Origin of the sequence: Amycolatopsis acidiphila, assembly GCF_021391495.1 — a bacterium.
In the GTDB taxonomy this organism is placed as follows: Bacteria; Actinomycetota; Actinomycetes; order Mycobacteriales; family Pseudonocardiaceae; genus Amycolatopsis_E; species Amycolatopsis_E acidiphila.
In genome coordinates, this window is record NZ_CP090063.1 from 3,632,671 (window position 1) to 3,656,737 (window position 24,067).

The window sequence follows — 24,067 nt, forward strand, 5'->3', positions numbered from 1 at the left end:
GTGGCATACATGTATACCATTTTGGCAAGGACTTCCTCGCGGAATTCTCGGGCGGCAGTGGGTCCAGTCTGCGTCACGCACCCGGTTCGGGGGAAGGGCTCGGCGCCCGTCGCAACCTGTCCGTCATGATCCGTAACCCGTCTGTCACGAGGAAAACCAGCAGGTCACGGGGTCGACACGAAGGCTTGCCGCGAGTTGCATACCGGTATACCTTCTTGCTTCACGCATACCCGCGGCACCCGCGGGAGCGGTTTCTCGGCACCTCCGCGGATCTCGCCCACTCCGGCGCACTCGGTGCGCCCCTTCCGTCCCCGCTGGGAGAAGTGATGCCACAGTTCCCCGAACAGGCCTCCACCAACTGGGTCCTGTCGACCTTCATCTACACCGTCGGCGCGGTCGCCGTCCTGCTCGTCGTGGCGGGACTCGTGTTCGTCGACACCGGCCTCGTCCGCCGGCGCAACGTCCTCGACACCACCGTGCAGAAGATCGGCGCCGCGATGGTCGGCGGTCTCGGCACCCTGCTCATCGGCTACCCGATCTGGCAGTGGCAGTTCAACCAGGCGTTCGGCGTGCCGGAGCCGTTCCGGCAGGCGGTGCGGGACTGGTGGCTCGGCGGCGCCTTCACCACCACGTCGTCGCGGTACGTCGACCCAGCCGCCCTGCCCGAGGCCGACGTGCAGCAGATCTTCCTGGTGTTCTTCGTGACCTTCACGATGGCGACCGTCGCGTTGATCCACACCGGCGTGGTCGAACGGATCAAGCCGGTTCCCCTCTACGTCATGTCCTTCGTCGTCGGCGCGGTGCTCTCACCGCTCGTCGGTTATCTGTGCTGGGGTTCGCTGTCGCCGCTCACGCTGCGCGGAACCCACGACTTCGACGGCGTCTTTCCGCTCTACATCACCGCGGGCACGTTCGTGCTCGTGCTGGCGTGGCGCGTCGGCCCGCGGCTCGGCGCCTTCCTGCCGCACCGCAGCGGCGCGAAGCCCGCGTCCCACAACGCGGCGTTCGTGGGCATCGGGGTGCTGCTGATACTGGTGGCCCTGCCGTTCGTGACGCTCGGCAGCGGCTACATCGTGCCGGGCACGGGTTTCTTCGGGATCTCGTTCACCGAAAGCGGGCTCGGGCTGGTCGTCGTGAACCTGTTCGCCGCGCTGCTCGGCGGTGCGGTGACGGGGTTGCTGCTGGCGTACCGGCGCCGGGACGCGACCTCGGCGCTGCTCGGCCCGGTCGCCGGTGTCGTCATGGCGGGCACGCTGCTCGACATCGGGAACGCCTGGGAGTGCCTGCTCGTCGGCGCGCTCGGGCCGGTGGTCGCGCTCGGCACCGCGGCGTTGCTGAAGAAGGCGCGCATCGACGACCCGAAGGTGGTGCCGCTGGCACTCGGCCCCGGTGCGATCGGTGCCGTGCTGACGGGCTTCCTGAAGTGGGGCACGCGAACCGGTGGTTACCTCGGGCTGGACGGCGCGCACGCGGTGGGCGTCGGGGAGATCACGCCGTGGTGGCAGCTGGCGGGGGTCGTGGCGACGATGCTGGTGGCCGGGGTGCCCGCGCTGCTGCTGTGTCTGGTGTTCGAGCGGTTCGACGGGCTCCGGGCGAGCGAGCATGAGGAGCTCGTGGGGCTCGACCAGACGCGGTGGGGCGTGTCGAACTTCGCGGACGACCTGGAGGCGATGCCGGTGGCGGAGCCGCCGGTGCCCGCGTGACTCCGGCGGCGGGGCCCGTTTCCGGCGGGCCCGCCGCTATGATCTGCACTTGGCCCGCGGCGCATCCGGCGGTCGCGGCGAGCGTTGGGAGAGCGCGTTCATGCAGTCACCGGGGCGTGGCGTGGTGCCCCTGTCCCAGCGCACGAGCGAGGGTGTGGCGCGCGTCCTGCGGAACGAGATCTTCTCCGGCCGGCTCAAGCCGGGGGAGCCGGTGCGGGAGCGGCTGCTGGCCGAGCAGCTCGGCGTGAGCCGGACGCCGGTGCGAGAAGCCCTGTTCACGCTGCAGAGCGAGGGGCTGGTCGAGCTGACGCCCAACCGGGGCGCGACCGTTCGCACCATCACCGCGCGCGACATCATGCAGATCTACACGCTGCGCGAGGTACTCGAGTCGTACGCGGCGGGCGAGGCGGCGCAGGCCAGGACGAGCGAGGACCTGGAGGCACTCGAGGACGCGCACGCGAAGCTGGAGCGCGTCTCGCCGACGGGCACCCCGATGCAGGTCGCGATGGCCGACCTGGCCTTCCACACGCTCGTCAGCGAGGCGGCGGGAAGCCGGATGCTGCAGACGATCATGGGACAGGTCCTGGCGTTCACGGTCAGCTTCCGGTCGAACTACTCCTATCCGGGTGAGCGGGCCGCCGTGGCGATCGAACAGCACCGCGCGATCCTCGACGCGCTCCGGGAACAGGACGCCGAGCGGGCGGAGCGGCTCATGCGGGAGCATGTCGAATCGGCGAGGCTCTTCGCGCTGCGGCACTTCACGCATGCGCAGCGGGAGGCAGAGCCCGAGACGGGCACCTGAGCAGATCGCTGTGCCGCGTACGCGCCTGTGTGTGGCCGGCGCCGAGCCCGCGAACGCCTCGGGCGCGCGGGCATCGGCGATCTGTCCCAACTGCGGGACGTCCTTCACCACTGTCGCGAAGGCTCGGCGAACACGGCGGGTCGAGGGGTGGGAGTACGCCTTGTCGCCCCGCAGCCGGACATCCAGCGGCCCAGCGCCGGCATAGCCGGAGGCGAGGTCGTCCTCCACCAGGGGCAGCAAGTGGGGATTGTCTCCGGCCTGTCCGGGGCTCAGTCGCACGGCGACGAGGTCGCGGGTGGCGTCGGCCAGCGCGTGAATCTTGGTGGTCAGCCCGCCACGGGAGCGGCCCAGCGCGTGATTGTCCGGCTCGGCGGGCGGATTCGTGTCGATCGCCCCAGCCCGCTGTGTGGTCGCCGGCCGGCTCCCGGCCCGGGATCGCCGTCCAGGTGGCCTATTGCAACGTGTGCAAACCCGCAGTACCGTTCTTGCAAACGATGGCAAAGCGGCCTGCGGTGGGCACCCGGAGCATCGGCTGACGGCGAGAACGGCGGACGGCCCGTGTGCTGCCGCAGCGGCTCGGCGATCTCGGATGCTGCTCGGGTGGGCTCAGCGGGACGACGGATCGAGCTGTCCGCGGCCGCGGCGCCATCCCGTCCGAGGAGTGAGGTCCATGGCCCCTGGTCCCCTGATTTTCCATCACCGCTCTGATCCCCGGCGGCGCGTCGCGCTGCTCGCCGCCGCTGTGCTGACCGCCGCCGTGGCGGCCGCCGTTCCGGCGGCAACGGCCACGGCGGCCACCACATCGGGCGGAGTCCTCTACCGTCCGAGCACCGCGAGCGGGTCCACAGAGGACGCGAGCTACCCACGGGTGATCCGCCTCGAACACAGCGGCAGCGCGAACGGCACGTTGCTGTCCACGTTCTCCCATTCCGGCACAGGCGTGACGAAGGCGAACTTCCCGGTCTACCGCTCCACCGACAACGGCGTCACGTGGACGTCCTCGCCGATCGGCACGGTCACCGACACCCAGCACGGCTGGGATCTCGACGGCCCGACGCTGTACGAACTCCCGCGCGCCGAAGGCTCACTGCCGGCAGGCACACTGCTCGCCGCCGGCACAGCGTGGAACCACGGCGACTACACGCAGCAGGCTGTCGAGGTGTTCGTCTCCACCGACCAGGGCGCGCACTGGACCTACCGCAGTTCGTGCGCCGCCGAGTCGGGCATGGCCGACACGACCGGCCACGGCATCTGGGAACCGGAGTTCACCACCACCGATCACGGGCTGATCTGCTACTACTCCGACGAACGCCCGTCGGTGAACAACTACGCGCAGGTCCTCGCGCACACCGTGTCCACCGACGGCGGCCTGACCTGGGGCAGCGAGGTCTACGACGTCGCGGTGCAGAACGGCGTGGAACGGCCCGGCATGACCACGGTCGTCGCGCTGCCCAACGGCACTTACGCGATGACGTACGAGGACTGCAAAGCCGGCTTCGACCCGGACCAGGCGTGCGACATCTACCTCAAAACCTCGTCCGACGCCGAATCGTGGAACCCCGGCAGCCTCGGCACCCGCATCGAGACCAGCGACCACCGCTTCCTGCTCCACACCCCGTATCTGGCCTGGTCCTCCGCGGGTGGTGCCAACGGAACACTCATCGCTTCCGGGCAGCGGGTGGTCGCGGGCACCGACGGTTCGCTCGCGGTCCAGCCGGAGGACGGTCACGTGCTGTTCGTGAACCGGAACCTCGGGTCCGGTGCCTGGCAGGAGATCACCACGCCGGTCACCACGGCCCCGACCGGCGGCTACGACGCGGGTGAGACTTCCTGCGCCGGGTACAGTTCACCGCTGCTCGCGGCGGCTTCCGGCAACACGTTCCTCATGCTCGCGGGCACGCATCTGTCCACGGGCAAGTGCGAGACGGCCTTCGGCACGGCCACGCTGCCGAACGCGCAGGGCCAGATCACCGGCCCCGGCGACACCGGCAAATGCGTCGACGTGAACACCAACACCTCGGTCAACGGCAACGCGGTGCAGCTCTACACCTGCGGCATCGCGACGGGTCAGCAGTGGTCGCTCGAAACCGACGGCACGATCCGCGCCTACGACAAGTGCCTGAACATCGTGAACAACGGCACCGCCAATTCGTCCAAAGTAGAGCTTCGTGACTGCCTGGGCACCGCCGCCCAGCAATGGCAGGCGCGTGCCGACGGGTCGATCTACAACCCGCAGTCGGGCCGCTGCCTGGACGACCCGGCCGCCCAGACCACGGACGGTACGCAGCTGCAGATCTACGACTGCAACGGCCTGTTCACCCAGGTGTGGCACGTCCCCGCCTGAGTCCTTCGAGCATGAAAGGGGAGGCCGGTCCACGGTGGACCGGCCTCCCCTTTCGCTCAGACGCGCCCGCCGCGCCGGTTCGGCTCCTCCACCACCGCCGCGTCGACGAACGTCCGTGCCAGCACGCGGTCTTCGGCCACCAGCCACAGATGCAGCCGCGCCGGGCCGCCGGGCGCCGGGACGGTCAGCGGGACAGCGGCACTGAGCCGGAACGGCTCCGCCTCTACCGCATGGGAATCCGTTGCCGCGACGGGAATGCCGCGTGAGCCCGAAGCGCCCCACGCCGCGTGCAGGGTGCCGGTGACCGGCGCCGTGCCCGTGTGCGAGACGTGCACGTCCAGGGTCAGCGGGCCGTCCGGGACCGGGATGTCGGCGCCGGCATGCGCGGGCACGAGATCCACCACCAGCGTGGTCGGCGCGAACGCATCGGCCGGGTCCAGCCCGCCCCAGTCCTTCCGCCCGCGGCGCGCGTCCAGCAGGCCGGCCATCTCGTGCTCGACGTCGGTCAGTTCGGTGTAGATGTAGCCCGCGAAGCGGTCGTGCCGGCGGATTTCCTGCGTCTGCCAGCGCACGTGCCACGCGCGCTCCAGGCTGGTGAAGCCCGCGCCGAACTCACTGTTCAGCACCGGCACGCCGGAACGCGGGAAGCCGGGCGAACCGTAGAAGGACTTGTCGACGACGAAGTCCGGCGAGAGCCTCACCTCGAACGTCTCACGCTCGCCGGAGGCCAGCGCGGCGAGGTTTTCCGCCCAGTCGCGCGGGTTTTCGTCGTAGTAGTGCCAGTCGACCAGGTCCGTCTTCACGTGCGCCCAGCCGGAGTTCTCCACGATCGGCCGGGTGTCGTCCAGCGAGCGCATCTCCTCGTACGCGTGCTCCGCCGCGGCAGCGCGCTCGGGGCTGCCCGGGATGTCCCAGTCCAGGCCCCATTCTTCGTTGTACAGTCCCCAGATCACGATCGAGGGGTGGTTGCCGTCCCGGCGGACCAGGTCGGGCAGCTGGGCCTCGAACGCCGCCGCCGCGGCCGGGCTGAACCGGCTCGGGCACGGCGGTTCCGCCCAGACCAGCATCCCCATGCGGTCGGCATGGTCGAGCCACCGCGGTTCCTCGAACTTGAGATGCTTGCGCACCAGGGAAAATCCGAGTTCACGTGCCAGATCGAGGTCTCGCACCAGCGCTTCGTCGTCCGGTGCGGTGAGGCCGGTCTCCGGCCAGTACCCCTGATCCAGCACGCCACGCACGTAAAGCCGTTCCCCGTTGAGGTAAAGCTCCTCGCCGCGGGTTTCGATCCGCCGCAACCCGCCGGTCACGGTGAGGTGATCGGCTTGCGGTCCTTCGCCGACGCGCAGCGAGACACGGTAGAGGTGTGGCGACTCCGGGCTCCACAACCGGGGCGATTCGACCTCCAGCCGGGCCTCGAACCGGCCGCCGGTCACCGGGAGCACGGTTTCCCGGCCTTCCAGCTCGGCCACGACCGTGCCGGTGTCGGAAGTGTCCCCGGCGAGCACGCCGGCGATGTCGAACCCGGTGAGGGAATCCCCGCGCAGCGCGACTTCCTCGACGTAGGTGCGCCCGCGCGCCTCCAGCCAGACGCTCTGCCAGATCCCCGAGGTCGGCGTGAACGAGACGCCGTCGTAGTCGTCGCGGGGGATCGACCGCTGTTTGCCGTGCGGGATCTCGCGCTTGTCCGCCGGGGCGTCCACCTCGACGGTCAGCTCCGCCGGCCGACCCGGCTCGAGCACGCCGGTGACGTCGAACTCGAACGAGCTGTGCCCGCCGACGTGGGAGCCGACCGGCACGCCGTCGACGGAGACGGTCGCCCGGTGATGCACGGCGCCGAAGCACAGCACCACCCGCCGGCCGGACCACTCGGGCGGCACGGTCACCGTGCGGGCATACACGGCGTGCTCCAGCCAGGTGCGCTGGACCCCGGAAGCCGCGGTCTCCCAGGCGAACGGGACGGTGATCGAGCCGGGCGCCCCGTCGCCGGCGGTGAACTCCCAGCGCCCGTTGAGGCTCAGCCAGTGGGCCGAGCGGTCCCGGTCGGGCCGCGGGTATTCCGGCCGGGGCACCGCCTCCGCGACGAGCGGTTCGGCGGCGTTCTCGGCAATCGTCATGTGTTTCAGCCCTTTACGCTTCCGGCGAGGATGCCGTTGATGAAGTGCTTCTGCAGCAGGATGAACAGGATCAACAGGGGCAGGAGCGCGACCGTCGCGGCGGCCAGGAGCTCGCCGGTGATGGTCGCGTAGTCGGCCCCCACCCGGTTGCCCGAGATGTTCTGGGCGAGGGTCGTGAGGACCACCTGGAGGGTGGCCATCCGGCTCGAGCTGGCCGCCACGACAGGCCAGACGACGTCGTTGTAGATGTTCATGATCGTGAGCACGCCGAGCCCGGCCAGTCCCGGCCGGATCGCAGGCAGGACCACGCGCCAGAAGATGCCGAACTCGCCGCAGCCATCGATGCGGGCGGCGTCGAGCAGCTCGTCCGGTACCGCCGCGATCACCTGGCGCATCCAGAAGATCGCGAAGGCGTCCACCGAGCCGGGCAGGATCAGCGCCTGGTAGGTGTTGACCCAGCCGAGCTCCTTCATCTCCAGCAGCAGCGGGATGATCAGGACGATCGTCGGGAGCATGAGCGTGAGCAGCACGGCGCCGAAGATCAGGTTCTGGCCGCGGAAGCGGTACTTCGCGAACGCGTAGGCCGCCAGCGGGGCGAAGAACATCGTGATCGCGCCCTTGGCGAGCAGCACGACGCCGGTGTTGAGGAAGCCGCTGCCGACCGGCACGTCGTGGAACATCCCGCGGAAGTTGGCGAGCGTGAAGGTCGCCGGGTCGAAGCCGAGCGGGTCCCGGATGATCTCGCCCGCGGGCTTGAACGAGGACAGCACCGCCCACACCACCGGGGCGAGCAGTGCCACGGTCAGCACCAGCAGGAACATGTGCGAACCGAGCAGCGGGCGGCCGCGCCGGCCTCGGACGTCGAGGGTGGTCATGGTCAGTCCTCCGCTCGGAGCAGCCGGACGAACAGCAGCGACACCGCCATCACGACGATCACCAGGAGGAACGAGTTCGCCGCCCCGGTGCCGAGATCCGCGCGGTTGATGTGGTTGAACAGGAAGAGCCCCGCCGTGGTGGTCGAGTTGTAGGGCCCGCCCTTCGTCACCACGTACGGTTCGGTGAAGATCTGGAACACCGCCAGTGTCTGCAGCACCACGGAGAACATCAGGGAACGGCGCAACAACGGGACGGTGATGCTCCACAGCTGCCGCACCCGGCCCGCGCCGTCGAGCGACGCCGCCTCGTAGAGGCCGGGTTCGACCTGCTGAAGTCCGGAAAGGACGATCAGGACGACGAAACCCGTTGTCTTCCAGAGGAACAGCAACGCCAGCGTCGGCTTGGCCCAGGCGCTGGTGACGAGCCAGCCGACCGGGGGCAGCCCGACGGCGCCGAGCACCGCGTTCACCGCGCCGTAGTTCTGATCGAACAGCACGATCCAGATCTGGGCGATCGCGACGAGCGGCATCACGAACGGCACGACGAACGCGACCCGGTAGAAACTCCGCAGCCGTTTGATGGTGTTGAGCAGGACCGCGACGATCACCGACAGCACCAGCTGCACCGGCACGACCAGCAGCCACAGCACGGCGGAGTTGCCCAGTGACGACCAGAAGGCGCTGTTGGCCAGCAGGTAGCGGTAGTTCCCGAAGCCGACCCACTGCGCCGCGCCTGTCCCGTGCCAGTCGGTGAAGCTCAGGCGCAGCGTGAAGAACAGCGGGTAGATGCTGAAGGCGAGGAAGACCGCCACGAACGGCAGCACGAAAGCGTAAGGCGCGAGGCGGCGGCGCCAGGAGAACGTGCGCCTCCCGCGTGGCGCCGCCGCTTTCGCTGTGCGGGGCCCGGCAGGCACCGCCGGGCCCCGTCGTCCTTCCCGGAACACCGTCGCCGCGCCGGACGGGGCGGGCCGGGTCATTTGCGCTCGATCAGGTTGGTCTGGATGTCCTTGCCCGCCTGGTCGATGACCTGCTGCGGGGTCATGCTGCCGTCCAGCATCTTCTGCAGGTCGGTGCCGAGGTAGTCGACCGCGCCGTCCCACCAGACCGGGATCGGCGCGCCGCCCGGGATCTGCCGGCCTGCCTCGACCGCGGTCTGCCACAGGTCCTGGCCGCCCATCGCGTCGATCGGCTGGAACAGCGGCTTCGCGGGGTCTGCGGCAGGCTGGTAGGCGGGGATGGACGTGTTCGTGCCACCGGGGTAGACCTCGTTCGGGCCGTAGACGGCGGTGTAGCCGGCCTGGTCGAAGGTCAGGAACTGGTAGAGCAGCCAGGACAGCTGCGGGTTCTTGGCGTCCTTGGGGATCACGAACGACGAGCCACCCATCGCGCCGCTGCGCGCGCCGCCGTCGGACCAGGCCGGCAGCGCCATCGCCCGCCAATCGCCCTTCGTCGCGGTCAGCTGCTGCTGCGGCGCGTAGTCGAACCAGATCGCCCACGGGTAGAAGACCTCGTCACCGGAGTCCAGCGCGCCGACGTCGCTGGGCTTGAGATACTCCGCGCGGGTACCGAGGCCGTCCTTCTGCACGGTGTCGAGCCAGGTCAGGATCTGCTGGTACGGCGCCGAATTGAGGCGCAGCTGCCCATCGGCGCCGGCGAGGCTGGTGCCGAGCTGGCTCGCGTACATCTCCAGCTGGAGCTGGCTGTTGAACGCGTTCTGCTCCAGGTGGATGGGCTTGGCGCCGGGCTTGTACTGCTGGTACTTCTTCGCCGCGGCAAGGAGATCGTCGTAGGTCTTGATCCCGTTCGGGTCGATGCCGGCCGCGCTGAGCGCCTTCGCGTTGTAGAAGAGCAGCCCGGGGTCGAGGTCGAACGGCACGCCGTAGATGCCGCCGTTGACGGTGTTGACGTCGACCTTCTGCTTCGCGATGTCCTTGGTGTAGGGCGCGAGCACGTCCTTGAGGTTGTACAGGTGCTCGACGTAGCCGCCGACCTTCGCGTCGTCCAGGAAGACGCCGTCGGGCACGTCGGTGCCGGTGATCAGCGTGTTCTGCAGCTTGGAGTCGATGTCGACGGCTTCGTGGTGGACCGTGATGCCCGGATATTTCTCGGTGAACTTCCTGATCGCGGCGTCGAAGACCTTGAACAGGTCGCCGGAGCGGTCCCAGATGGTGATCTCGCCCTTCGGCGAGGCGTTCGCCGGGACTTCGAGCATGGCGCCGCCGGCAGCCGGACCGCTGGCCGAACCGATGTCCGGACCGCAGGCGCTCAGCCCGGCGGCGAGCACGGCCGCGGCGGCGATGGCGGTGCCGCGACGGGCGAACGACCGGGCGCTCCGTCCGTTCCGGCCAAGAGTGGGGTTCATGGCACTCCTTTGTGCGGGGACAGCGGCAGGACGGCGCGCGGGAATCGGCACGCCGCCGGTTTGCCAACGTGAGCAAACTGTACGACATGCTTGCACACGTTGCAAACGCTAGGATGAGCACTCCGGCCGAAGGGAGCGTGGTGATGGCGGCGACGTTGCGGGACGTGGCGGATCGGGCGCAAGTCTCCGTGCGCACGGTGTCGAACGTCGTCAGCGGTTACGAGCACGTCAGCGAGAAGATGCGGCAGCGCGTGCAGCGGGCCATCGACGAGCTCGGCTACATCCCGAACCCGGTGGCGCGCACGCTGCGCACCGGGAAAACGGGTCTGCTGTCGCTGGTGGTGCCGGAGATCGACGTGCCGTACTTCAGCCAGCTCGCCCGGGAGGTCATCGACGCGGCGGGCCACCTCGGGTTCCAGGTCATGATCGACCAGACCGGCCACGACCACGAGCGGGAACGGCAGCTGCTGCGCGGCGGCGGCCGGCGCAACCTGTTCGACGGCATGCTGTTCGCGTCACTGGCCACCCGTGACGAGCTGCGCGACGTGAACCCGGCCAGGTCCTCGCCGCTGATCCTGCTGGGGGAGCACCTCTTCGACCGCCGCTTCGACCACGTCGCCATCGACAACGTCGTCGCGGCCCACGACGCGACCTCGCACCTGCTCGACCGCGGCCGCACCAGGATCGCGGCGATCGGCGCGCAGCCGAAGGAGTCGTACGCGACGCCGCTGCAGCGCACGGAGGGATTCCGGAAAGCGCTCCGGGAGCGCGGCCTGGGACCGGTGAACGCCTTGCAGCGCACGGCCGCCCATTACGGCCGCGCCGACGGTTACGCCGCCGCCACGTCCCTGCTGCGCAAATCGCCACGCCCGGACGCCATGTTCTGCTATTCGGACCTGCTGGCGATGGGCGCGATCCGCGCGGTGTTCGACGCCGGCCTGCGCGTCCCGGAAGACGTCGCGATCATCGGCATCGACGACATCGAGGAAGGCCGGTACTCGCGGCCCTCACTGAGCACGGTTTCCCTGGACACGCCGTTCATCGCCCGCACCGCGGTGTCCCGCCTCGCCGCGCGCATCGAGGACCCATCGCTGGCGGCGGAGGAATTCATCGCCCCGCACACCCTGATCGCGCGGGAGAGCACGGAGAACCGCTGAGCCGGGAGTGCGGTGTCCTGGTTTTGGCGGGAATGGGAGAAGTAAGCGCACGGCGAATTCGGGGGAAAGGGAAAGGAGTACGCCCGGCGGCAGAACCACGTGCTGCTGCTGAGCGTGGACAGTTGCCGACTTATTGTATTTCGGCGATTCACCCAACGAATGCGAAGAAGTGGACGGCATGGCCACTGGGGCGATCACAGCGTTGGTCATGACGAGCACCGGCGGAAACCACGCAGCCGTGGCTTACAGGCCACTGGCGGGTGTTGAAGTGCCTTCTGGCACCAGTACGTCAGATGTAGCAGGGATGCCACAAACTGTGTCCGAGGGGGAGCTGCACACTAACCACACGGTTGCAGCTCTGAACATCTGTGCTGGGGCCGCGCGCGATCGCCGGCTCCGGGGCAGGGCGGGACCGACGATCGGCTACCCGCAGCGAGGACGTTCGCCCAGAAGGCGCCGTGCCGCTCGGGCTTGGCTCGCTCGTGCTGGCTGCGGCTCTCACCGCTAATGTCGTGTACCACGGTCGCGGCGGTGTGCCGCGCGTCGGTGCCCTCGGCCGCGCCGCCGATGCCGAGGGTGGCCACGCGGCGGCCAGTCTCCCAGGTCGCCACCGGGAGTCGCGAGGAAACGGGCGCCCGCTACAGGTCGGCCGGGTTCCTGCGCAGCGTGACCTCGCGCCCGGACGCGGTGCGCACCGTGACCGCGCGCACGCCCGGCCGGCCGGGCACGACCGCCAGCGGCAGCCGGTCGAAGGTCTCGGCACCGATGTGCTCCCGCAGTTCCTCGGCGTCAGCGCCGATCTCCAGCCGGGTCACGGCCACCCCGCGCTCACCGTGCTCCACCGCCCCACGATCCGGGTTGGTGGCCGGGTCCTCCCGGTAGAACCAGTTCGGCAGCCCCCGGCGCCAGCACGTGTCGAGCGCGCGGCCGGGGCCGGGGGCGGTGGTGATGATGCGCTGGGTGCCGTCGGGCTGGACGCGCCCCGGAAGCCGCGCCACCTCGCCGCCGAGCCGCTGCGCGACGGCGGTCATCTCCTCGAGGGTGTCGGCGCGCAAGCTCCAGAACATCCACCGGTCGCCGTCCGCGACGACCTGGTCGAACCAGGCGACCCCCGCATCCCGCTCGGCTGCTGGGGCCGTCGCGGCCTCGACCTCCAGGTAGACGTCCTCGCCGAGCGGGAAGATCGTGTTCGCGATGCCGGCGGCGAAGACGCCACCGTCGTAGTGGGCGAGTCCTGTCTCCTCGTGCACTCTGCGGACCCCGTCAGCCAAGTCGCGGACGCCGAGGCAGAGATGATCCAGATGGAACATCCGCTGAGGCTACCGTGATAAGGCTTATGGCCTCCGGCGGGCAAGGCCGACTGCTGATCCGGGGTGAGATGGTCTGCAGACCGGAGCAAGATCACCGGCGGCTGTAGGCCGCTCGACGACGGCGCTCCGGGCGTCGTCTCGCTCCGGATCGGGTCTCATTTCTGGTCTTCGAGTGACTCGTTGTCGCTCGTATAGGTCACGAGAGCGTTGATAGTCCTCTGCCAGTCAGGTCCTGACACCTCGTCGGCAACTCGCGAGTCGCACTTGCTTTCGCAAGCAATGCTCGGCGGAGTCTGTACCCCCGCCGGGCTGCGGGAGTCCTCGATCGCATCACCGTCCTGCTCTGCGCGCTCGCCGCCGCGAGCGCTGGCCGTCCTCCTCGGCTCGCAGCGGCGCGTCCAGGTGCGTCACGGCGTCGTGTAGCGAAGCCCTGAAAGCGGTCGAGCTCCGAGAGAGCAGGGCGGCTTTGCGTCGCTCCCACACCTAGCCGTTACGGCTCGGTGATGTCCAGGGTGACCTTGGACAGCGGGCAGCCCACGCACGTCAAGACGTAACCGTCGGCCTTCTGTTGCGGCGTCAGGCAGTTCGGCCCGTTCATCGCGACCTCCCCGCCGCGGAGCTTCACCATGCAGTCCCCGCAGTTGCCAACCGTGCACGAGTACGGCATCGGCAGCCCCGCCGCGAGCCCGGCGTCGAGAAGAGTCTGGCCGGGCTCGACCACCACGGAGCCGACCTCGTGCGCCCCTTCCTCGACGATCATCTCCTGCGGCGCGGTGGCCGTGGTGGTCGTGTCCGGCCCGCTGGTATAGCGCTCGTGGTGCACGCGGTCGTCCGGCACACCGAGCTCGATCAAGACGCCCTGGACCGTGTCCATCAGCGCTTCGGGCCCGCACAGGTAGTACCGGGCGTCTTCTGGCGGCCGCAGCTCGGTGAGCCAGGTGCGCACACCCGCGGCGTCGAGCCGTCCGTGCTCCTGCGTCAGGACGTGCGTGACCGACAACCGCTCGGGGTTCTCTTTTTCCAGCCGGAGGAGCTCGTTGGCGAAGATGACCTCCTCCTCGCTGCGGTTGCTGTAGAGCAGCGTGATCCGGCCGGCCGCCGGTGCCGCCAGCAGGGTGCGGATCATGCTCATCATTGGTGTGACACCGCTGCCCGCGGCGACCAGGACGACGTCTTGCGCCGCCGCCGGATCGGTGTGGAACGCCCCGGACGGACCGCGCACCGACAGCCGGTCCCCGGCGCGAAGGTTCCGGTGAACGTGGGTCGAGAACCGGCCGCCTTGGACTTGCTTGACCGTGACCTCGAGCCGCGATGCCCCAGGCGCCGATGACGCGGAGTAGGCGCGTCGCACCGGTCGCCCGTCGATGTCCGTGACGAGCGTGAAGAACTGCCCTGGCCGGAAGTCAAAGGAACTCCGGCCCTCGGCGTCCTCCAGCACAAGGGTGACGGCGCTCGACGTTTCCCGGCGCACTCCAGCGACGCGGACCTCCCGTAATCGTTGCGCCGGCTCGGATTCGACGACGGGCGGCGTCGGTCGCGAGCCGACCTGGACGTCTTCGTAACCCTCCTTCCGCAGTCCGGACCGGTAGGCGACGTTCATCGCGCGCCGCAAAACCCGATCGATACCCGGAATTCCCGCGACGATCCTGAGTACGCGGGCGAGCACGCCTCTCTGGGCCTTGGCCATGTTCGCGGCGAGGTGATCCCCGGCCAGCACCATCAAGTCGGGCGCCGTGCCGCGTTCGAGATGGGTGGCCGCTGCCCAGACCCGCGAGCGCGCCACCGCGTCGCTGGCGGTCACCTCGGCGTGCTCGACGTCGATCAGCAGCGCGGCGTGCGGAGGTGTCCCGCGCAGCGCCATCGTCTCCAGCAACGCGGGATCGTCGGTGATCGTGCCCCGGCCGCCGACGTGCAGCACGCCGGTCCGGCCCGGGACGAGGGCGGCGAACGAGAGCCGGTCGTCATGGAGAAGGTTGTGGAGGCTGTCCGCGCGCTTGTTGCCCTTGCGGTCCGGGATGATGAGAGTCCGGCCGTCGAGGATTCGCGCGACGGTCCGCTGGTCCCCACGCGGACTGGTGTCGCTCCCGCCCGAACCGTCCCAAGTAGACAGAGCGAGGAACGGTGCGGCGGCGAGGAAGTCCGTGACGCCGGGACCGCACAACGGGCCGTCGCCCTCGACCTCCGGCGCCGGTTCGGCGGGGGAGGGTGGCTGCCACAGGCGTGCACGGATGACGGCCTGTGCGCAATGCACGTAGGCTTCTTCGACGTCGACGAATGTCTCGGCGCCCTTTCGTTTTCCCACGGAACCGTTGACGCGCAACGTCTCCCCGACGCCCGGCAGGAGGAAAACGAACGACACCGGGCCGTGCGCCTCGCCGTCGGGCAGGGTGAACGAGAACCGCGTGGGCGTGTGGACGCGCACGAATCCCGGTGTGCCGCCGATGAACGTCGTGTGGCTGACGCCACCGGCGTCGCGGTGGCCGAAGCCCGCGAGCGGGCAGTGCGCCAGGATGGTCCGGCAGCCCTCGTCGAGGGCGCTGATCTGCTTCAGCATGATCATCGACGGCGGCCGCCCGAGGACCGCCTCGACCTCGTCGACCGTCGTCATCCGGTGGAGTGTGCTCAGCTGCATCGAAAATCCCTCCTCAGCCCGGTGCGGACCAGCCGTGCCGCCAGTAACCCGCGAATGAGATGCCCGCCTTCGGCGCGCCGTGGTCGTTGACGAGGTGCCGCCGCACCGACGTGGCCGCGTCGGTGCGGCGGCACCAGTGGATTCGCGTCCAGGGCGGTGCCACCACGTCACGCACTTCGGCCGCGGCCGGTGCTTCCAGGTGGACCTCTGCGGTCAGCGACGGCGCCTGGTCGAGGATCGCCAGGATGGCCGGCAGTGCCGTCTCGTCGCCGGCGAGCAGTTGCGACTGCGCATGTTCCGGCGGCCGGTACGTGGTGCCCATGTCGAAAATGCCTGCGGACCGACTTCGGCATCAGCAGCACCTGGGCCATCCACGCCTCGCCCGACGTGGTCGGCATTCGCCGCGCGGTCTGGCCCTCGCGCGGTGTGCCCTCGGGATCACGAGACGCCACCCGAGATATTGTTTTCCCAGCTCATGACACTATTATGAGCATTAGCTCAGGTAAGTTCTACTCGCTTTTGCCGCCCTCGAGGAGGATCAGGATGCCGTCGGCAGACCGTCGCTTAGAACCACGTCGCAAGCCCCGCCAGGTGCGCGCCGAGCTCACGCGCGAGCGCATCCTCACCGCGGCTGCTCGCGTTTTCGCCGAGCACGGTTACGCCGCCGGCACCACCAACCGCATCGCCGAGCGCGCCCGTATCTCCATCGGCTCGCTGTACCAGTACTTCCCGAACAAGGACGCCATCCTCGCCGAGCTCCTGATCCAGCACATCGACCGGGGCATCTGGACCGACGCCGATGAGCTCGACCTCTCGCCCGGGACGCTGGAGGCGACGGTCCGGGCGCTCATCCGCGACGCGATCGACAACCATGGCGACGATCCCCAACTGCTCCGGGTGATGATCGAGGAGGCGCCGGTCTCCCAGGAACTGCTCGACGCGATTGAGCGGCACGGGAAGCTGCGCACGGCCCAGGTGCGCGACGTCATCGTCCGGCACCCCGACGTCCGCGTGGGTGACCCGGACGTCGCTGCGGAGATCATCATGTTCACCGTTGAGATGAACACACACAAGTTCATGGCCGCGCCGCGGACCATCCCCGTCGAGACGTTCGAGAACGAGCTGGTCGCCATGGTGACCCGCTACCTGCGCGGGGATCAGTAGCAGCAGCACGAACGACCCCGGCAACCACCGAAGTCTCAAATGGGAAAAGCCTCCGGACACTGCGGGGCGGTTCACTGACCGTTTCTGCTGTCTATGTCTGCTCAGCGTGTTCCGGTGGCTGCCCGGTGAGGCTGTCGAGCATCAGGTTGAGGGTGAAGTCGAAGCGCTGGTGTCCGCTGCCGGAGGTCAGTTCGGCGGCGTGGCTCCTGGTGTGGGGGAATCGGTCGGCCGGCAGGGAGCCGAGGCGCTGGAGCAGCTCGTCGCGGCTGAGGACCCATTCGTGGCTCTGGTCGGTCTGTCGCGTGCGGACCAGGGAGATCTCCAGTGTGTAGGCGGCGACGTAGAGAGACAGGGAGTCCATGGCCCAGGCCGCGGTCTGGGGCGCTATTCCGCCGGCGAGCAGGATCGCCAGGATCGCCTCGCTGACCCGGAGGGTCTCCAGGTTGGTGGGCATGGCGGCCAGCGTCGCGCGGGAGATGCCGGGGTAGCGCAGGTACTGGTCGCGGATCTGGGCGTAGACCTGCAGGATCTGTTCGCGCCATTGGTCCGGGTCGGGTTCGGGCAGCACGAGTTCGGAGTTGAGCCGTCCGATGATCAGATCGTCGATGTCGGCCTTGTTGACCACGTGCACGTACAGCGAGGAGGGGCTGGTGCCGAGCTCTGCGGTGATGGCGCGGATCGTCAACGCCTCGTAGCCCTGGGTCGCCACGACGTGCAGGGCCGCGTCGATGATCCGCTCGACGGTGAGCGGCTCGCGGCGCGGCGTGGGCCGGGCGGGAGCGGCGGCGGGCTGCAGGTGCCGGGCCGCGCGGCGCGCTTTCGGATCTAGGACCATGCCCTCAACCCTATTTGACAAGAACTAAGTTCGCCATGTAGAACTTAGTTCACGTCTGATGAACTAAGTTCACCACCGAGCCGCCGGTAACTCCCGCTCGATCCCGCCTGGTCAAGCTCGTATCCACCATCCTGGCCGGACTGCTGCCCGAGCACTCTCCAGCAAACTTGCTGACCGTGTCCCACGGGCATCCCGACCCTCACCCCGAACTGCGCCGTCCCCGGACAAGCACAAAACTTCTTACCTGCTCGAAAGGAATACGCCACCGTGAGCGTCAAGACGGCTTTGATCACCGGCGCCGGCCGTCCGGCGGGGCTCGGCTTCGCCGTAGCCCGCCAACTCGGCGAACTCGACTACCACGTCATCCTGACCGCGCGCGACGTCACCCGCGCGGAACCACTGGCCGAGCAGTTGCGTCAGGACGGGTACGCAGCCACCGCTCTGCGCCTCGACCTGACTGACCAGGCAAGCATGCGGGAAGCGGCCGGACACCTCACCCGAACCTTCGGCCACCTGGACGTGTTGATCAACAACGCGAGCGACATGCCTGACTTCAGGACCCTGTCCGCGCTCGACGCCGACCTCGACGCGGTGCGCTCAGCGATGGAGGTCGACGTGATCGGCCCGTGGGGACTGGTCCAGTCGGTGCTGCCGTTGCTGACCGCCGCGCCCGCGGCGCGGATCGTGAACGTCTCCAGCATTTCGGCCCTCCAGGTCGCCACCGGACTCGATCTCGGCGCGAGCCTGCGCGCCCCGGCGTACTCGATGGCCAAGCACATGCTCAACGTTCTGACCACCGTGCTCGCCCGCGCCTTGGACGACACCCCGATCCTGGTCAACGCTGTCGACCCCGGCGAAACCGCCACACACCCCGAGCGCGGAGACGACGACAACGACCGCTCGGCCGCGGAAAGCGCCCGAGGCATCGTCTGGGCCGCCACCCTGGGCGCCGACGGACCCACCGGTGGGCTCTTTCGCGACGGACGGCCATTGACCTGATACAACCCCCGACCTCGCGAGCATCCCCGGCCACCACGAATGGCCTGGTTGCTATGGCGAGCGGTGCGGGCGCCTCGACCTGATGAGGAACCACCATGAGCACTCCGGTCGCGATCACCGGCACCGGGCTCGGCGGCCGCACCCGCGAAGCCGCGGCCTCGGCGCAGGCCCGCGCCTCCTTCGCGGACGAGACCCCCGACGGCCTGCTCGAGCTGCTTACCAGCAACGTCGAGCCGACGGAGTGAGGGCGACATGGATGAGATGGAAACGACGGCGACCGGCGCAACTTCCGGGGCCCAGCCCCACCACCCACGCCGCTGGTGGATCCTGGCCGTGATCTGCCTGGCCCAGCTGATGGATGTGCTCGACGTCACGATCGTGAACATCGCGCTGCCCGATGCGCAGAAGGAACTTGCCTTCTCGGTCGGCGACCGGCAGTGGATCGTGACCGCCTACTCGCTGGCCTTTGGCAGCCTGCTGCTGCTGTTCGGCCGCGTCTCCGACCTGGTCGGACGACGGGTGATGTTCCTGGCCGGCCTGATCGCCTTCGGCGCCGCCTCGGCGCTGGGCGGCGCGGCGCCGAACTTCGAGGTGCTCGTCACCGGCCGCGCTCTGCAGGGCGCGGCCGGCGCGATGCTCGCCCCCGCCGCGCTCTCGCTGCTCTCGACGAGCTTCACCGAAGCCAAGGAACGCGCTGCCGCGTTCGCCGTGTTCGGTGGCGTCTCCGGTTCGGGAGCGGCGATCGGCATGTTGCTCGGCGGTGTGCTCACCGAATGCCTCAACTGGCGCTGGACACTGTTCGTCAACGTCGTCATCAGCCTCGTCGCGGTCGTCGGCGCCGCGACCCTGATCCCGCGCCAGCCCAAGACCGACGACCGGCCCCACGTGGACCTGCCCGGCACACTCATCGCCTCGGTCGCCCTGTGCTGCGTCGTCTACGGCTTCGCCAACGTCGAATCGCACCCCTGGAGTGCCCCGGGCACCTGGGTGTCCCTGGCCGGGGGCGCCCTGCTGCTCGCGGTGTTCGTCTGGTGGCAGACCAGCGCCGCGCACCCGCTGCTGCCGCTGCGCGTCATCCTCGACCGCACCCGCGGTGGCTCCAACCTGGCGATCTTCCTCGGCGGCATCGGCCTGTTCGGTGCGTTCCTGTTCCTGAACTACTACATGCAGGAGATCCTGCGGTACTCACCGGTCATGACGGGTATCGCGTTCCTGCCGATGGTCGCCACCCTGGTGATCACCGGGGGAGTGTGCACTACACAGCTCTACCCGCGAATCGGCGCGAAAATACCGGTGTGCGGAGGTATGATCATCGCGGCCGGAGGCATGGCCTGGCTCACCGGCATCAGCCCGCACAGCTCCTATTCCGCGAACATCCTCGGCCCGCTGATGCTCTTCGGGATCGGCATCGGTGCCATCATCGCCCCGGCGATGAACGCCGGAACCTCCGGCGTCGAACCGCACGATGCGGGCGTTGCCTCAGCCATGGTGAACATTGCCCAGCAGATCGGCGGATCGATCGGAATCGCGTTGCTCAACTCGCTCGCCGCCTCCGCGCTGACCCGGTACCTGATCGGCAAGGACGTCACCAGCCAGATAGTCCAGGCGGACGCCGCGATCCACAGCTACGCCGTCGCGTTCTGGTACTCGAGCGCGATCTTCACCGCCGGCGCCGTGGCCTGCGGTCTGACCCTGCGAGCCGGCAAACCCGAACCCGTCAATCCCGACTCCCCTGGCTGACGTACCACCCACCGGGCCCGGGACCCAGTCACCCATGGAACTGGTGCGCGCGGCTCCATACAGCGCGTCGGCCGGGGGAACGCGGTTGTAGTGGTACCAGCCGCCGTATTCGGCTACGGCGCTCTCGCCATCCTGGATTGATTGAGCTCTGCCACCGCCAGGCGTTGATATTGCCCAGGTTCGACCGGTCGTCGCAATACCGAATAGCAGCTCGTTCAGTGCTTCGACCGGTGACTTACAACCGAGTCTCTTGTGTGGACGGTTGTCGAGTGCGGTGGCGACTGCGTCGAGTTCGTCTCGGTTCCAGCGGGCCGGGTCGGTCCCTTTCGGGAATGCTGGCGTAGCAAGCCATCGGCAACACTATCGACACAAACACGAGCCTGCCGTGGATCACCGGTAGTCACAACTCTCGTGAGCTGTGGTCCCAGATCGTCCGCCGCGGTCGATCTGGTCCTGCCGGACCCATTATGCAGAGCGTCGGCGCTGATACCCACTTTGGTGGCACCAATGCGCGTCCGGTAGTCGGTAGCCGAAGTGGCTCGGGCGAAGCCAATCACCGGAGCGCGAGGAGCATCCCTGTTGCGCCGACGACGAGCACGGCGTCGATGAGGAGTTCGAAGGTGCGTTCCCGGAGCCGGCGCACGATGCGTTTGGCGAGCATCGATCCGGCGAGGAGGGCGACCCCGATGGCGAGTCCGCGCGCGATGACGGGCGGTGCGAGCACGTCGGAGAAGCCGAAGGTGGCGAGTTTGCCCGCGTAGAGCAGCACCGCGCTTGCCGCCTCCGAGCCGAGGAAAGCGCCGCCGCTCATGCCGTATCCCGTGAACACCGGCACGCTGAGCGGGCCCGTGGAGACCACCAGTCCGGTGAGGAATCCGACGAGCGCCCCCGCGACAGCCATGTGCCACAACCGGATGCGGATGCGGATGCGCCGGATCAGGCGGCGCATCGGGATCATCGCCAGGAAGAACACGGCCAGGAAGACGTCGACGACGGCCGGAGGGATCGTGAGGAGCGTGTGGGCGCCGAGCACGGCGGCGGGAACGCCCGTCAGGGAGTACGCGAGGACTGGCCGCCAGCGGATCTCGCGCCACCAGGCGACCACGCGCCCGACGTTGCCGAACACGGAGGCGATCGCCATCACCGGCACGGCGACCCGCGGCCCGTACAGGGCGACGAGCACCGGGAGGAGGACCAGCGAGGAGCCGGTGCCGACGACGCCGCTGAGGACGCCGGCAGCGAGGGCGAGCACGAAGAGAAGGAGCAGCGCAAGCATGTGGGGACCGCTTCTGTCCCGTCGCGGGCGCGGCGGGACCGATCCTCCAGGTTTTTGTCCGTTGAGATGACCGCACCCCGGTCGGCGGTGCGCGGTGGCGCCGCTCGGACCAGCCATGCCGTACGGCACCGGAACCCTAGGCGCTGTCAAGATCAGGGTACGCTGCGCCCCCACTGACGCTGCGCCCCGGGTCCTGGGGGTCAACCGGGTCCGTCACTTGCGGCCGCGATGAGTGGCACGACCACGTCGCTGATCGGCGTCGGGATGCCGTGAGCCTGGCCGCGGCGCTGCACGATGCCGTTGCGAATGTCCCATTCCAGCGCACGGCCGGCTTCGCGGTCGGCGAGGTCGGTTCGGCCGTACATGCCCGAGCGGCGGCGGGTGAGGACGATCAGTCCGGCGACGGCGTTCTGCAGTAGTTTGCGCCATGCGACGGAGGTGAAGTCTGTGGCCAGCTCGACTGCGCACCGCGTGGCGCGCAGCGCCTCGAGTACGAGCCGCGACCCCGACGTGTCCGGCAGGGTGAGTCGTGCATCCCGGCGCAGCCGTACCGAACCGTCGGGCTTCGCCTCAGCGGGGAACCACACCACCGACGGGATGACCTGCCCGCCGGCGATGTAGGGGGCCGGCATCGCCCGCTGTTCAACCCCGTTTTGCAGTACGTACACGACTGTCTGCGGGCTGCACAGCGCTGCCAGCCAAGGCGAGGCCGCCTCGATCTGCGTGGCCTTGACGGCGAGGAACACAAGGTCGACCGGCTCCTTGGCCTGCGCAGGGTCGGTTTGCACGGGCCCTGGCACGAGGATGCGCCTTTCCTCGACGCGCAGTTCGAGATGTTCGCGTGCCCTGCGCCCGTAGAGGTGCGGTGTGCGGCCGGCCTCGTGCAGCGCCGCGGCGACGGTCGTGCCTATGACGCCGGGGCCGACGACCGCGATTGTTGCAGCAGCACCTCGGCGCCCCCTCCGGACTTTCGATCAGAGTCATCCATCGTAGGTTATCCTGTTACGTGTGGCCAGCGTAGTAGGTAACAGCATTTCCGATGGTGCCCGGCTCGCCAGATGGCTCGGTACGGTGCAGGCGCGCACTGGCGACCTTGCGCCGAGCGAGGCGAAGGTCGTCGAGCTCGTGCTTCGCGACCCCCTGTTCGTCGGGGCGAGCACCACCGCGCAAGTGGCCGAGCGCGCCGGTGTCTCTGCTCCGAGTGTGGTCCGCGCAGCTCGCGCAATCGGGTTCAACGGGTTCACCCAGCTGAAGCTCGAGATCGCACGGGCCCGTGGCACCGCCGAGTTCTTCGCACCCCCGACGCCGCTGACGGGGAGTTCCTCGACAGTCGATGTGATCGAGACGTCGATCCAGACAGGCCACGACGCACTGACCGCACTCGGCGGCGCTGTCGACCCCGAGGCCCTGGACAAGGCCGTCAACGCGGTGCGGCAGGCGGGGCAGGTTCTTGCCTTTGGTGCAGGGCCGTCCGCGACCGTCGCGGCGGATGCTGTCTTCCGGCTGCGTGCTCTCGGCGTGCGGACCGCGGGGATCCAGGATCACGAGTCGGCGATGATCGCGATGCGCCTCCTGGATCCGGTTGATGTCGTCATCGCTGTCAGCTCGACGGGGCGCACCTCGACGACGCTCGCCGTCGCCGATGCGGCCTCCTCCGCCGGTGCAACGCTCATCGCGATCACCAATCAGCACGAGACGCCGCTCGCCTCCCTCGCCGATATCGCTCTCGTCGTGGGCGGTGCGCCGCTACCTGCGCAGATGGCCGCGGCGGGGAGCCGGCTCGCGCAGCTCGTGGTCATCGACGCGTTGGCAGCCGCCCTCGCTTTGCGCGACCCTGAGCGAAGCCGCCTGGCGGAGCATGCGGGCATCGACTTGCCCGACATCTCCTGATGCAGCCCGGCACGATCGCCATCGTCCTCGTCGCCGCGGTGGCGCATGCGGTTTGGAACATGGCGTCGAAGTACAAGCGCGGCGACACCTTCCTGTTCGTCTGGGCCTACACCTGCGCATCGGCGGCGTTGTGCGTCCCGATCGGCATCGTCCTCGTCGCGACCGGCGCGCAGCCGCTCAGTTGGCAGTTCGCGGTCGGTTCGCTCGTCTCGGCCGCACTGCACCTGGCTTACTCCCTGACGCTCCAGGCTGGTTACGATCGCGCCGACCTCAGCGTGGTCTATCCCGTCGCTCGCGGGACCGGCCCCGTGCTGACGATGCTGTTCGCGATCCTTCTGCTCGGAGAACGGCTCACCGCGCTCGCGATGCTCGGCAGTCTCGTCATCGTCGCGGGCATCGTCGTCGTCGCAGGCAACCCGTTCAAAGGCATACAGCGTAATCCTCTTCAGGGCGTGCTCTGGGGTGCTGCGACGGGTGCCGCGATCGCGGGCTACACCCTCTGGGACAGCTATTCGATCGTCTCTCTGCATCTGGCGCCCGTGAGCTACTACGCCGGCACGCTCCTGCTGCAGACCTTGCTCCTCACTCCGGGGGCAGTACGCCGACGAGACCTGATCTCGGCCACCGTCCGTACGGACGCGGCGCCGGTCCTGACCGTCGCGGTGCTCTCCCCGCTGGCCTACATCCTCGTCCTCACCGCGATGCAGACCGCGCCCGTCGCACTCGTCGCACCCCTGCGCGAGTCATCCATCGTCATCGGATCCCTTCTTGCCTGGAGGCTCTTCCACGAAAACCACCTCGTACGCCGCATCACCGGCGCCGGGATCGTCCTCGCCGGCATAGCCGCCGTCAGCCTCTGACGTC

At 68.9% G+C, this 24,067-nt stretch carries 20 protein-coding genes; 10 read left to right on the plus strand and 10 right to left on the minus strand.

Going from position 1 to position 24,067, the window contains the following annotated elements; all coding sequences use genetic code 11:
- Window positions 1-326: 326 nt before the first annotated feature.
- The 3 genes from LWP59_RS17655 to LWP59_RS17670 all read left to right on the plus strand — a co-directional run bounded on the left by LWP59_RS17655 (window position 327) and on the right by LWP59_RS17670 (window position 4,849).
- Complete coding sequence (locus LWP59_RS17655) at window positions 327-1,703, plus strand: ammonium transporter (RefSeq protein ID WP_186382985.1); 1,377 nt, start codon at window positions 327-329, stop codon at window positions 1,701-1,703.
- A gap of 100 nt (window positions 1,704-1,803) precedes the next feature.
- Entirely contained in the window at window positions 1,804-2,505 is a 702-nt protein-coding gene (locus tag LWP59_RS17660) for a GntR family transcriptional regulator (RefSeq protein ID WP_233921995.1), read from the plus strand.
- A gap of 670 nt (window positions 2,506-3,175) precedes the next feature.
- Window positions 3,176-4,849, plus strand: coding sequence for a sialidase family protein (locus tag LWP59_RS17670; protein WP_229857735.1), 1,674 nt, complete (start codon window positions 3,176-3,178; stop codon window positions 4,847-4,849).
- 56 nt (window positions 4,850-4,905) lie between these two features.
- Here LWP59_RS17670 and LWP59_RS17675 read toward each other — a convergent pair whose 3' ends face one another.
- From LWP59_RS17675 to LWP59_RS17690, 4 genes are read right to left on the minus strand one after another with little or no spacing between them, the layout of a single operon-like run.
- Complete coding sequence (locus LWP59_RS17675) at window positions 4,906-6,963, minus strand: glycoside hydrolase family 2 protein (protein ID WP_144631880.1); 2,058 nt, start codon at window positions 6,961-6,963, stop codon at window positions 4,906-4,908.
- Window positions 6,964-6,968: 5 nt separating this feature from the next.
- Window positions 6,969-7,838: a carbohydrate ABC transporter permease gene (locus LWP59_RS17680; protein ID WP_144631877.1), complete on the minus strand. Its 870-nt coding sequence runs from the start codon at window positions 7,836-7,838 to the stop codon at window positions 6,969-6,971.
- Between the two features lie 2 nt (window positions 7,839-7,840).
- A complete protein-coding gene (locus tag LWP59_RS17685) occupies window positions 7,841-8,815 on the minus strand; it encodes a carbohydrate ABC transporter permease (RefSeq protein ID WP_144631874.1) in 975 nt (324 codons plus the stop codon).
- The gene (locus LWP59_RS17690) at window positions 8,812-10,200 is read right to left on the minus strand and encodes an ABC transporter substrate-binding protein (RefSeq protein ID WP_144631871.1); all 1,389 of its coding nucleotides are present in this window, start codon (window positions 10,198-10,200) and stop codon (window positions 8,812-8,814) included. The genes LWP59_RS17685 and LWP59_RS17690 overlap by 4 nt, the downstream gene beginning before the upstream one ends.
- Before the next feature lie 113 nt (window positions 10,201-10,313).
- On the opposite strand from LWP59_RS17690, the gene LWP59_RS17695 reads away from it, so the two are divergent.
- Complete coding sequence (locus tag LWP59_RS17695; protein WP_229857737.1) at window positions 10,314-11,357, plus strand: LacI family DNA-binding transcriptional regulator; 1,044 nt, start codon at window positions 10,314-10,316, stop codon at window positions 11,355-11,357.
- A 638-nt stretch (window positions 11,358-11,995) separates the two neighbouring features.
- On the opposite strand, the gene LWP59_RS17700 is transcribed toward LWP59_RS17695, so the two are convergent.
- From LWP59_RS17700 to LWP59_RS17710, 3 genes are all read right to left on the minus strand, one after another.
- Window positions 11,996-12,667, minus strand: coding sequence for a VOC family protein (locus LWP59_RS17700; RefSeq protein ID WP_144631868.1), 672 nt, complete (start codon window positions 12,665-12,667; stop codon window positions 11,996-11,998).
- Window positions 12,668-13,157: 490 nt separating this feature from the next.
- On the minus strand, window positions 13,158-15,299 hold the full coding sequence (locus LWP59_RS17705; RefSeq protein WP_144631864.1) for a 2Fe-2S iron-sulfur cluster-binding protein: 2,142 nt from the start codon (window positions 15,297-15,299) through the stop codon (window positions 13,158-13,160).
- Window positions 15,300-15,312: 13 nt separating this feature from the next.
- A complete protein-coding gene (locus LWP59_RS17710) occupies window positions 15,313-15,621 on the minus strand; it encodes a siderophore-interacting protein (protein ID WP_229857739.1) in 309 nt (102 codons plus the stop codon).
- Between the two features lie 221 nt (window positions 15,622-15,842).
- Here LWP59_RS17710 and LWP59_RS17715 point away from each other — a divergent pair, with 221 nt between their 5' ends.
- Window positions 15,843-16,463: a TetR/AcrR family transcriptional regulator gene (locus tag LWP59_RS17715; RefSeq protein ID WP_144631860.1), complete on the plus strand. Its 621-nt coding sequence runs from the start codon at window positions 15,843-15,845 to the stop codon at window positions 16,461-16,463.
- 91 nt (window positions 16,464-16,554) lie between these two features.
- Here the strand turns inward: LWP59_RS17715 and LWP59_RS17720 are convergent, their stop codons facing one another.
- A complete protein-coding gene (locus LWP59_RS17720) occupies window positions 16,555-17,298 on the minus strand; it encodes a TetR/AcrR family transcriptional regulator (RefSeq protein WP_144631857.1) in 744 nt (247 codons plus the stop codon).
- A 267-nt stretch (window positions 17,299-17,565) separates the two neighbouring features.
- Here LWP59_RS17720 and LWP59_RS17725 point away from each other — a divergent pair, with 267 nt between their 5' ends.
- The 3 genes from LWP59_RS17725 (at window position 17,566) to LWP59_RS17735 (ending at window position 20,037) form a co-directional block, all read left to right on the plus strand.
- Window positions 17,566-18,297, plus strand: coding sequence for an SDR family NAD(P)-dependent oxidoreductase (locus LWP59_RS17725; RefSeq protein WP_144631854.1), 732 nt, complete (start codon window positions 17,566-17,568; stop codon window positions 18,295-18,297).
- A gap of 95 nt (window positions 18,298-18,392) precedes the next feature.
- A complete protein-coding gene (locus LWP59_RS17730) occupies window positions 18,393-18,542 on the plus strand; it encodes a hypothetical protein (protein ID WP_186382983.1) in 150 nt (49 codons plus the stop codon).
- Window positions 18,543-18,549: 7 nt separating this feature from the next.
- Complete coding sequence (locus tag LWP59_RS17735) at window positions 18,550-20,037, plus strand: MFS transporter (protein WP_144631851.1); 1,488 nt, start codon at window positions 18,550-18,552, stop codon at window positions 20,035-20,037.
- A gap of 553 nt (window positions 20,038-20,590) precedes the next feature.
- On the opposite strand, the gene LWP59_RS17740 is transcribed toward LWP59_RS17735, so the two are convergent.
- Complete coding sequence (locus LWP59_RS17740; RefSeq protein ID WP_144631848.1) at window positions 20,591-21,313, minus strand: sulfite exporter TauE/SafE family protein; 723 nt, start codon at window positions 21,311-21,313, stop codon at window positions 20,591-20,593.
- A 200-nt stretch (window positions 21,314-21,513) separates the two neighbouring features.
- Complete coding sequence (locus tag LWP59_RS17745) at window positions 21,514-22,248, minus strand: ketopantoate reductase family protein (protein WP_144631845.1); 735 nt, start codon at window positions 22,246-22,248, stop codon at window positions 21,514-21,516.
- 73 nt (window positions 22,249-22,321) lie between these two features.
- Here LWP59_RS17745 and LWP59_RS17750 point away from each other — a divergent pair, with 73 nt between their 5' ends.
- Together LWP59_RS17750 and LWP59_RS17755 are read left to right on the plus strand one after the other, a co-directional pair.
- A complete protein-coding gene (locus LWP59_RS17750) occupies window positions 22,322-23,203 on the plus strand; it encodes a MurR/RpiR family transcriptional regulator (RefSeq protein WP_144631842.1) in 882 nt (293 codons plus the stop codon).
- A complete protein-coding gene (locus tag LWP59_RS17755; RefSeq protein ID WP_144631839.1) occupies window positions 23,203-24,063 on the plus strand; it encodes a DMT family transporter in 861 nt (286 codons plus the stop codon). The genes LWP59_RS17750 and LWP59_RS17755 overlap by 1 nt, the downstream gene beginning before the upstream one ends.
- Window positions 24,064-24,067: the final 4 nt, after the last annotated feature.

What these genes read in the sequence shown, in the direction of transcription:
- LWP59_RS17655 (WP_186382985.1), top strand. Translation starts at nt 327, where the DNA reads ATGCCACAGTTCCCCGAACAGGCCTCCACCAACTGGGTCCTGTCGACC.
- LWP59_RS17660 (WP_233921995.1), top strand. Translation starts at nt 1,804, where the DNA reads ATGCAGTCACCGGGGCGTGGCGTGGTGCCCCTGTCCCAGCGCACGAGC.
- LWP59_RS17670 (WP_229857735.1), top strand. Translation starts at nt 3,176, where the DNA reads ATGGCCCCTGGTCCCCTGATTTTCCATCACCGCTCTGATCCCCGGCGG.
- LWP59_RS17675 (WP_144631880.1), bottom strand. Translation starts at nt 6,963, where the DNA reads ATGACGATTGCCGAGAACGCCGCCGAACCGCTCGTCGCGGAGGCGGTG.
- LWP59_RS17680 (WP_144631877.1), bottom strand. Translation starts at nt 7,838, where the DNA reads ATGACCACCCTCGACGTCCGAGGCCGGCGCGGCCGCCCGCTGCTCGGT.
- LWP59_RS17685 (WP_144631874.1), bottom strand. Translation starts at nt 8,815, where the DNA reads ATGACCCGGCCCGCCCCGTCCGGCGCGGCGACGGTGTTCCGGGAAGGA.
- LWP59_RS17690 (WP_144631871.1), bottom strand. Translation starts at nt 10,200, where the DNA reads ATGAACCCCACTCTTGGCCGGAACGGACGGAGCGCCCGGTCGTTCGCC.
- LWP59_RS17695 (WP_229857737.1), top strand. Translation starts at nt 10,314, where the DNA reads ATGAGCACTCCGGCCGAAGGGAGCGTGGTGATGGCGGCGACGTTGCGG.
- LWP59_RS17700 (WP_144631868.1), bottom strand. Translation starts at nt 12,667, where the DNA reads ATGTTCCATCTGGATCATCTCTGCCTCGGCGTCCGCGACTTGGCTGAC.
- LWP59_RS17705 (WP_144631864.1), bottom strand. Translation starts at nt 15,299, where the DNA reads ATGCAGCTGAGCACACTCCACCGGATGACGACGGTCGACGAGGTCGAG.
- LWP59_RS17710 (WP_229857739.1), bottom strand. Translation starts at nt 15,621, where the DNA reads ATGGGCACCACGTACCGGCCGCCGGAACATGCGCAGTCGCAACTGCTC.
- LWP59_RS17715 (WP_144631860.1), top strand. Translation starts at nt 15,843, where the DNA reads ATGCCGTCGGCAGACCGTCGCTTAGAACCACGTCGCAAGCCCCGCCAG.
- LWP59_RS17720 (WP_144631857.1), bottom strand. Translation starts at nt 17,298, where the DNA reads ATGGTCCTAGATCCGAAAGCGCGCCGCGCGGCCCGGCACCTGCAGCCC.
- LWP59_RS17730 (WP_186382983.1), top strand. Translation starts at nt 18,393, where the DNA reads ATGAGCACTCCGGTCGCGATCACCGGCACCGGGCTCGGCGGCCGCACC.
- LWP59_RS17735 (WP_144631851.1), top strand. Translation starts at nt 18,550, where the DNA reads ATGGATGAGATGGAAACGACGGCGACCGGCGCAACTTCCGGGGCCCAG.
- LWP59_RS17740 (WP_144631848.1), bottom strand. Translation starts at nt 21,313, where the DNA reads ATGCTTGCGCTGCTCCTTCTCTTCGTGCTCGCCCTCGCTGCCGGCGTC.
- LWP59_RS17755 (WP_144631839.1), top strand. Translation starts at nt 23,203, where the DNA reads ATGCAGCCCGGCACGATCGCCATCGTCCTCGTCGCCGCGGTGGCGCAT.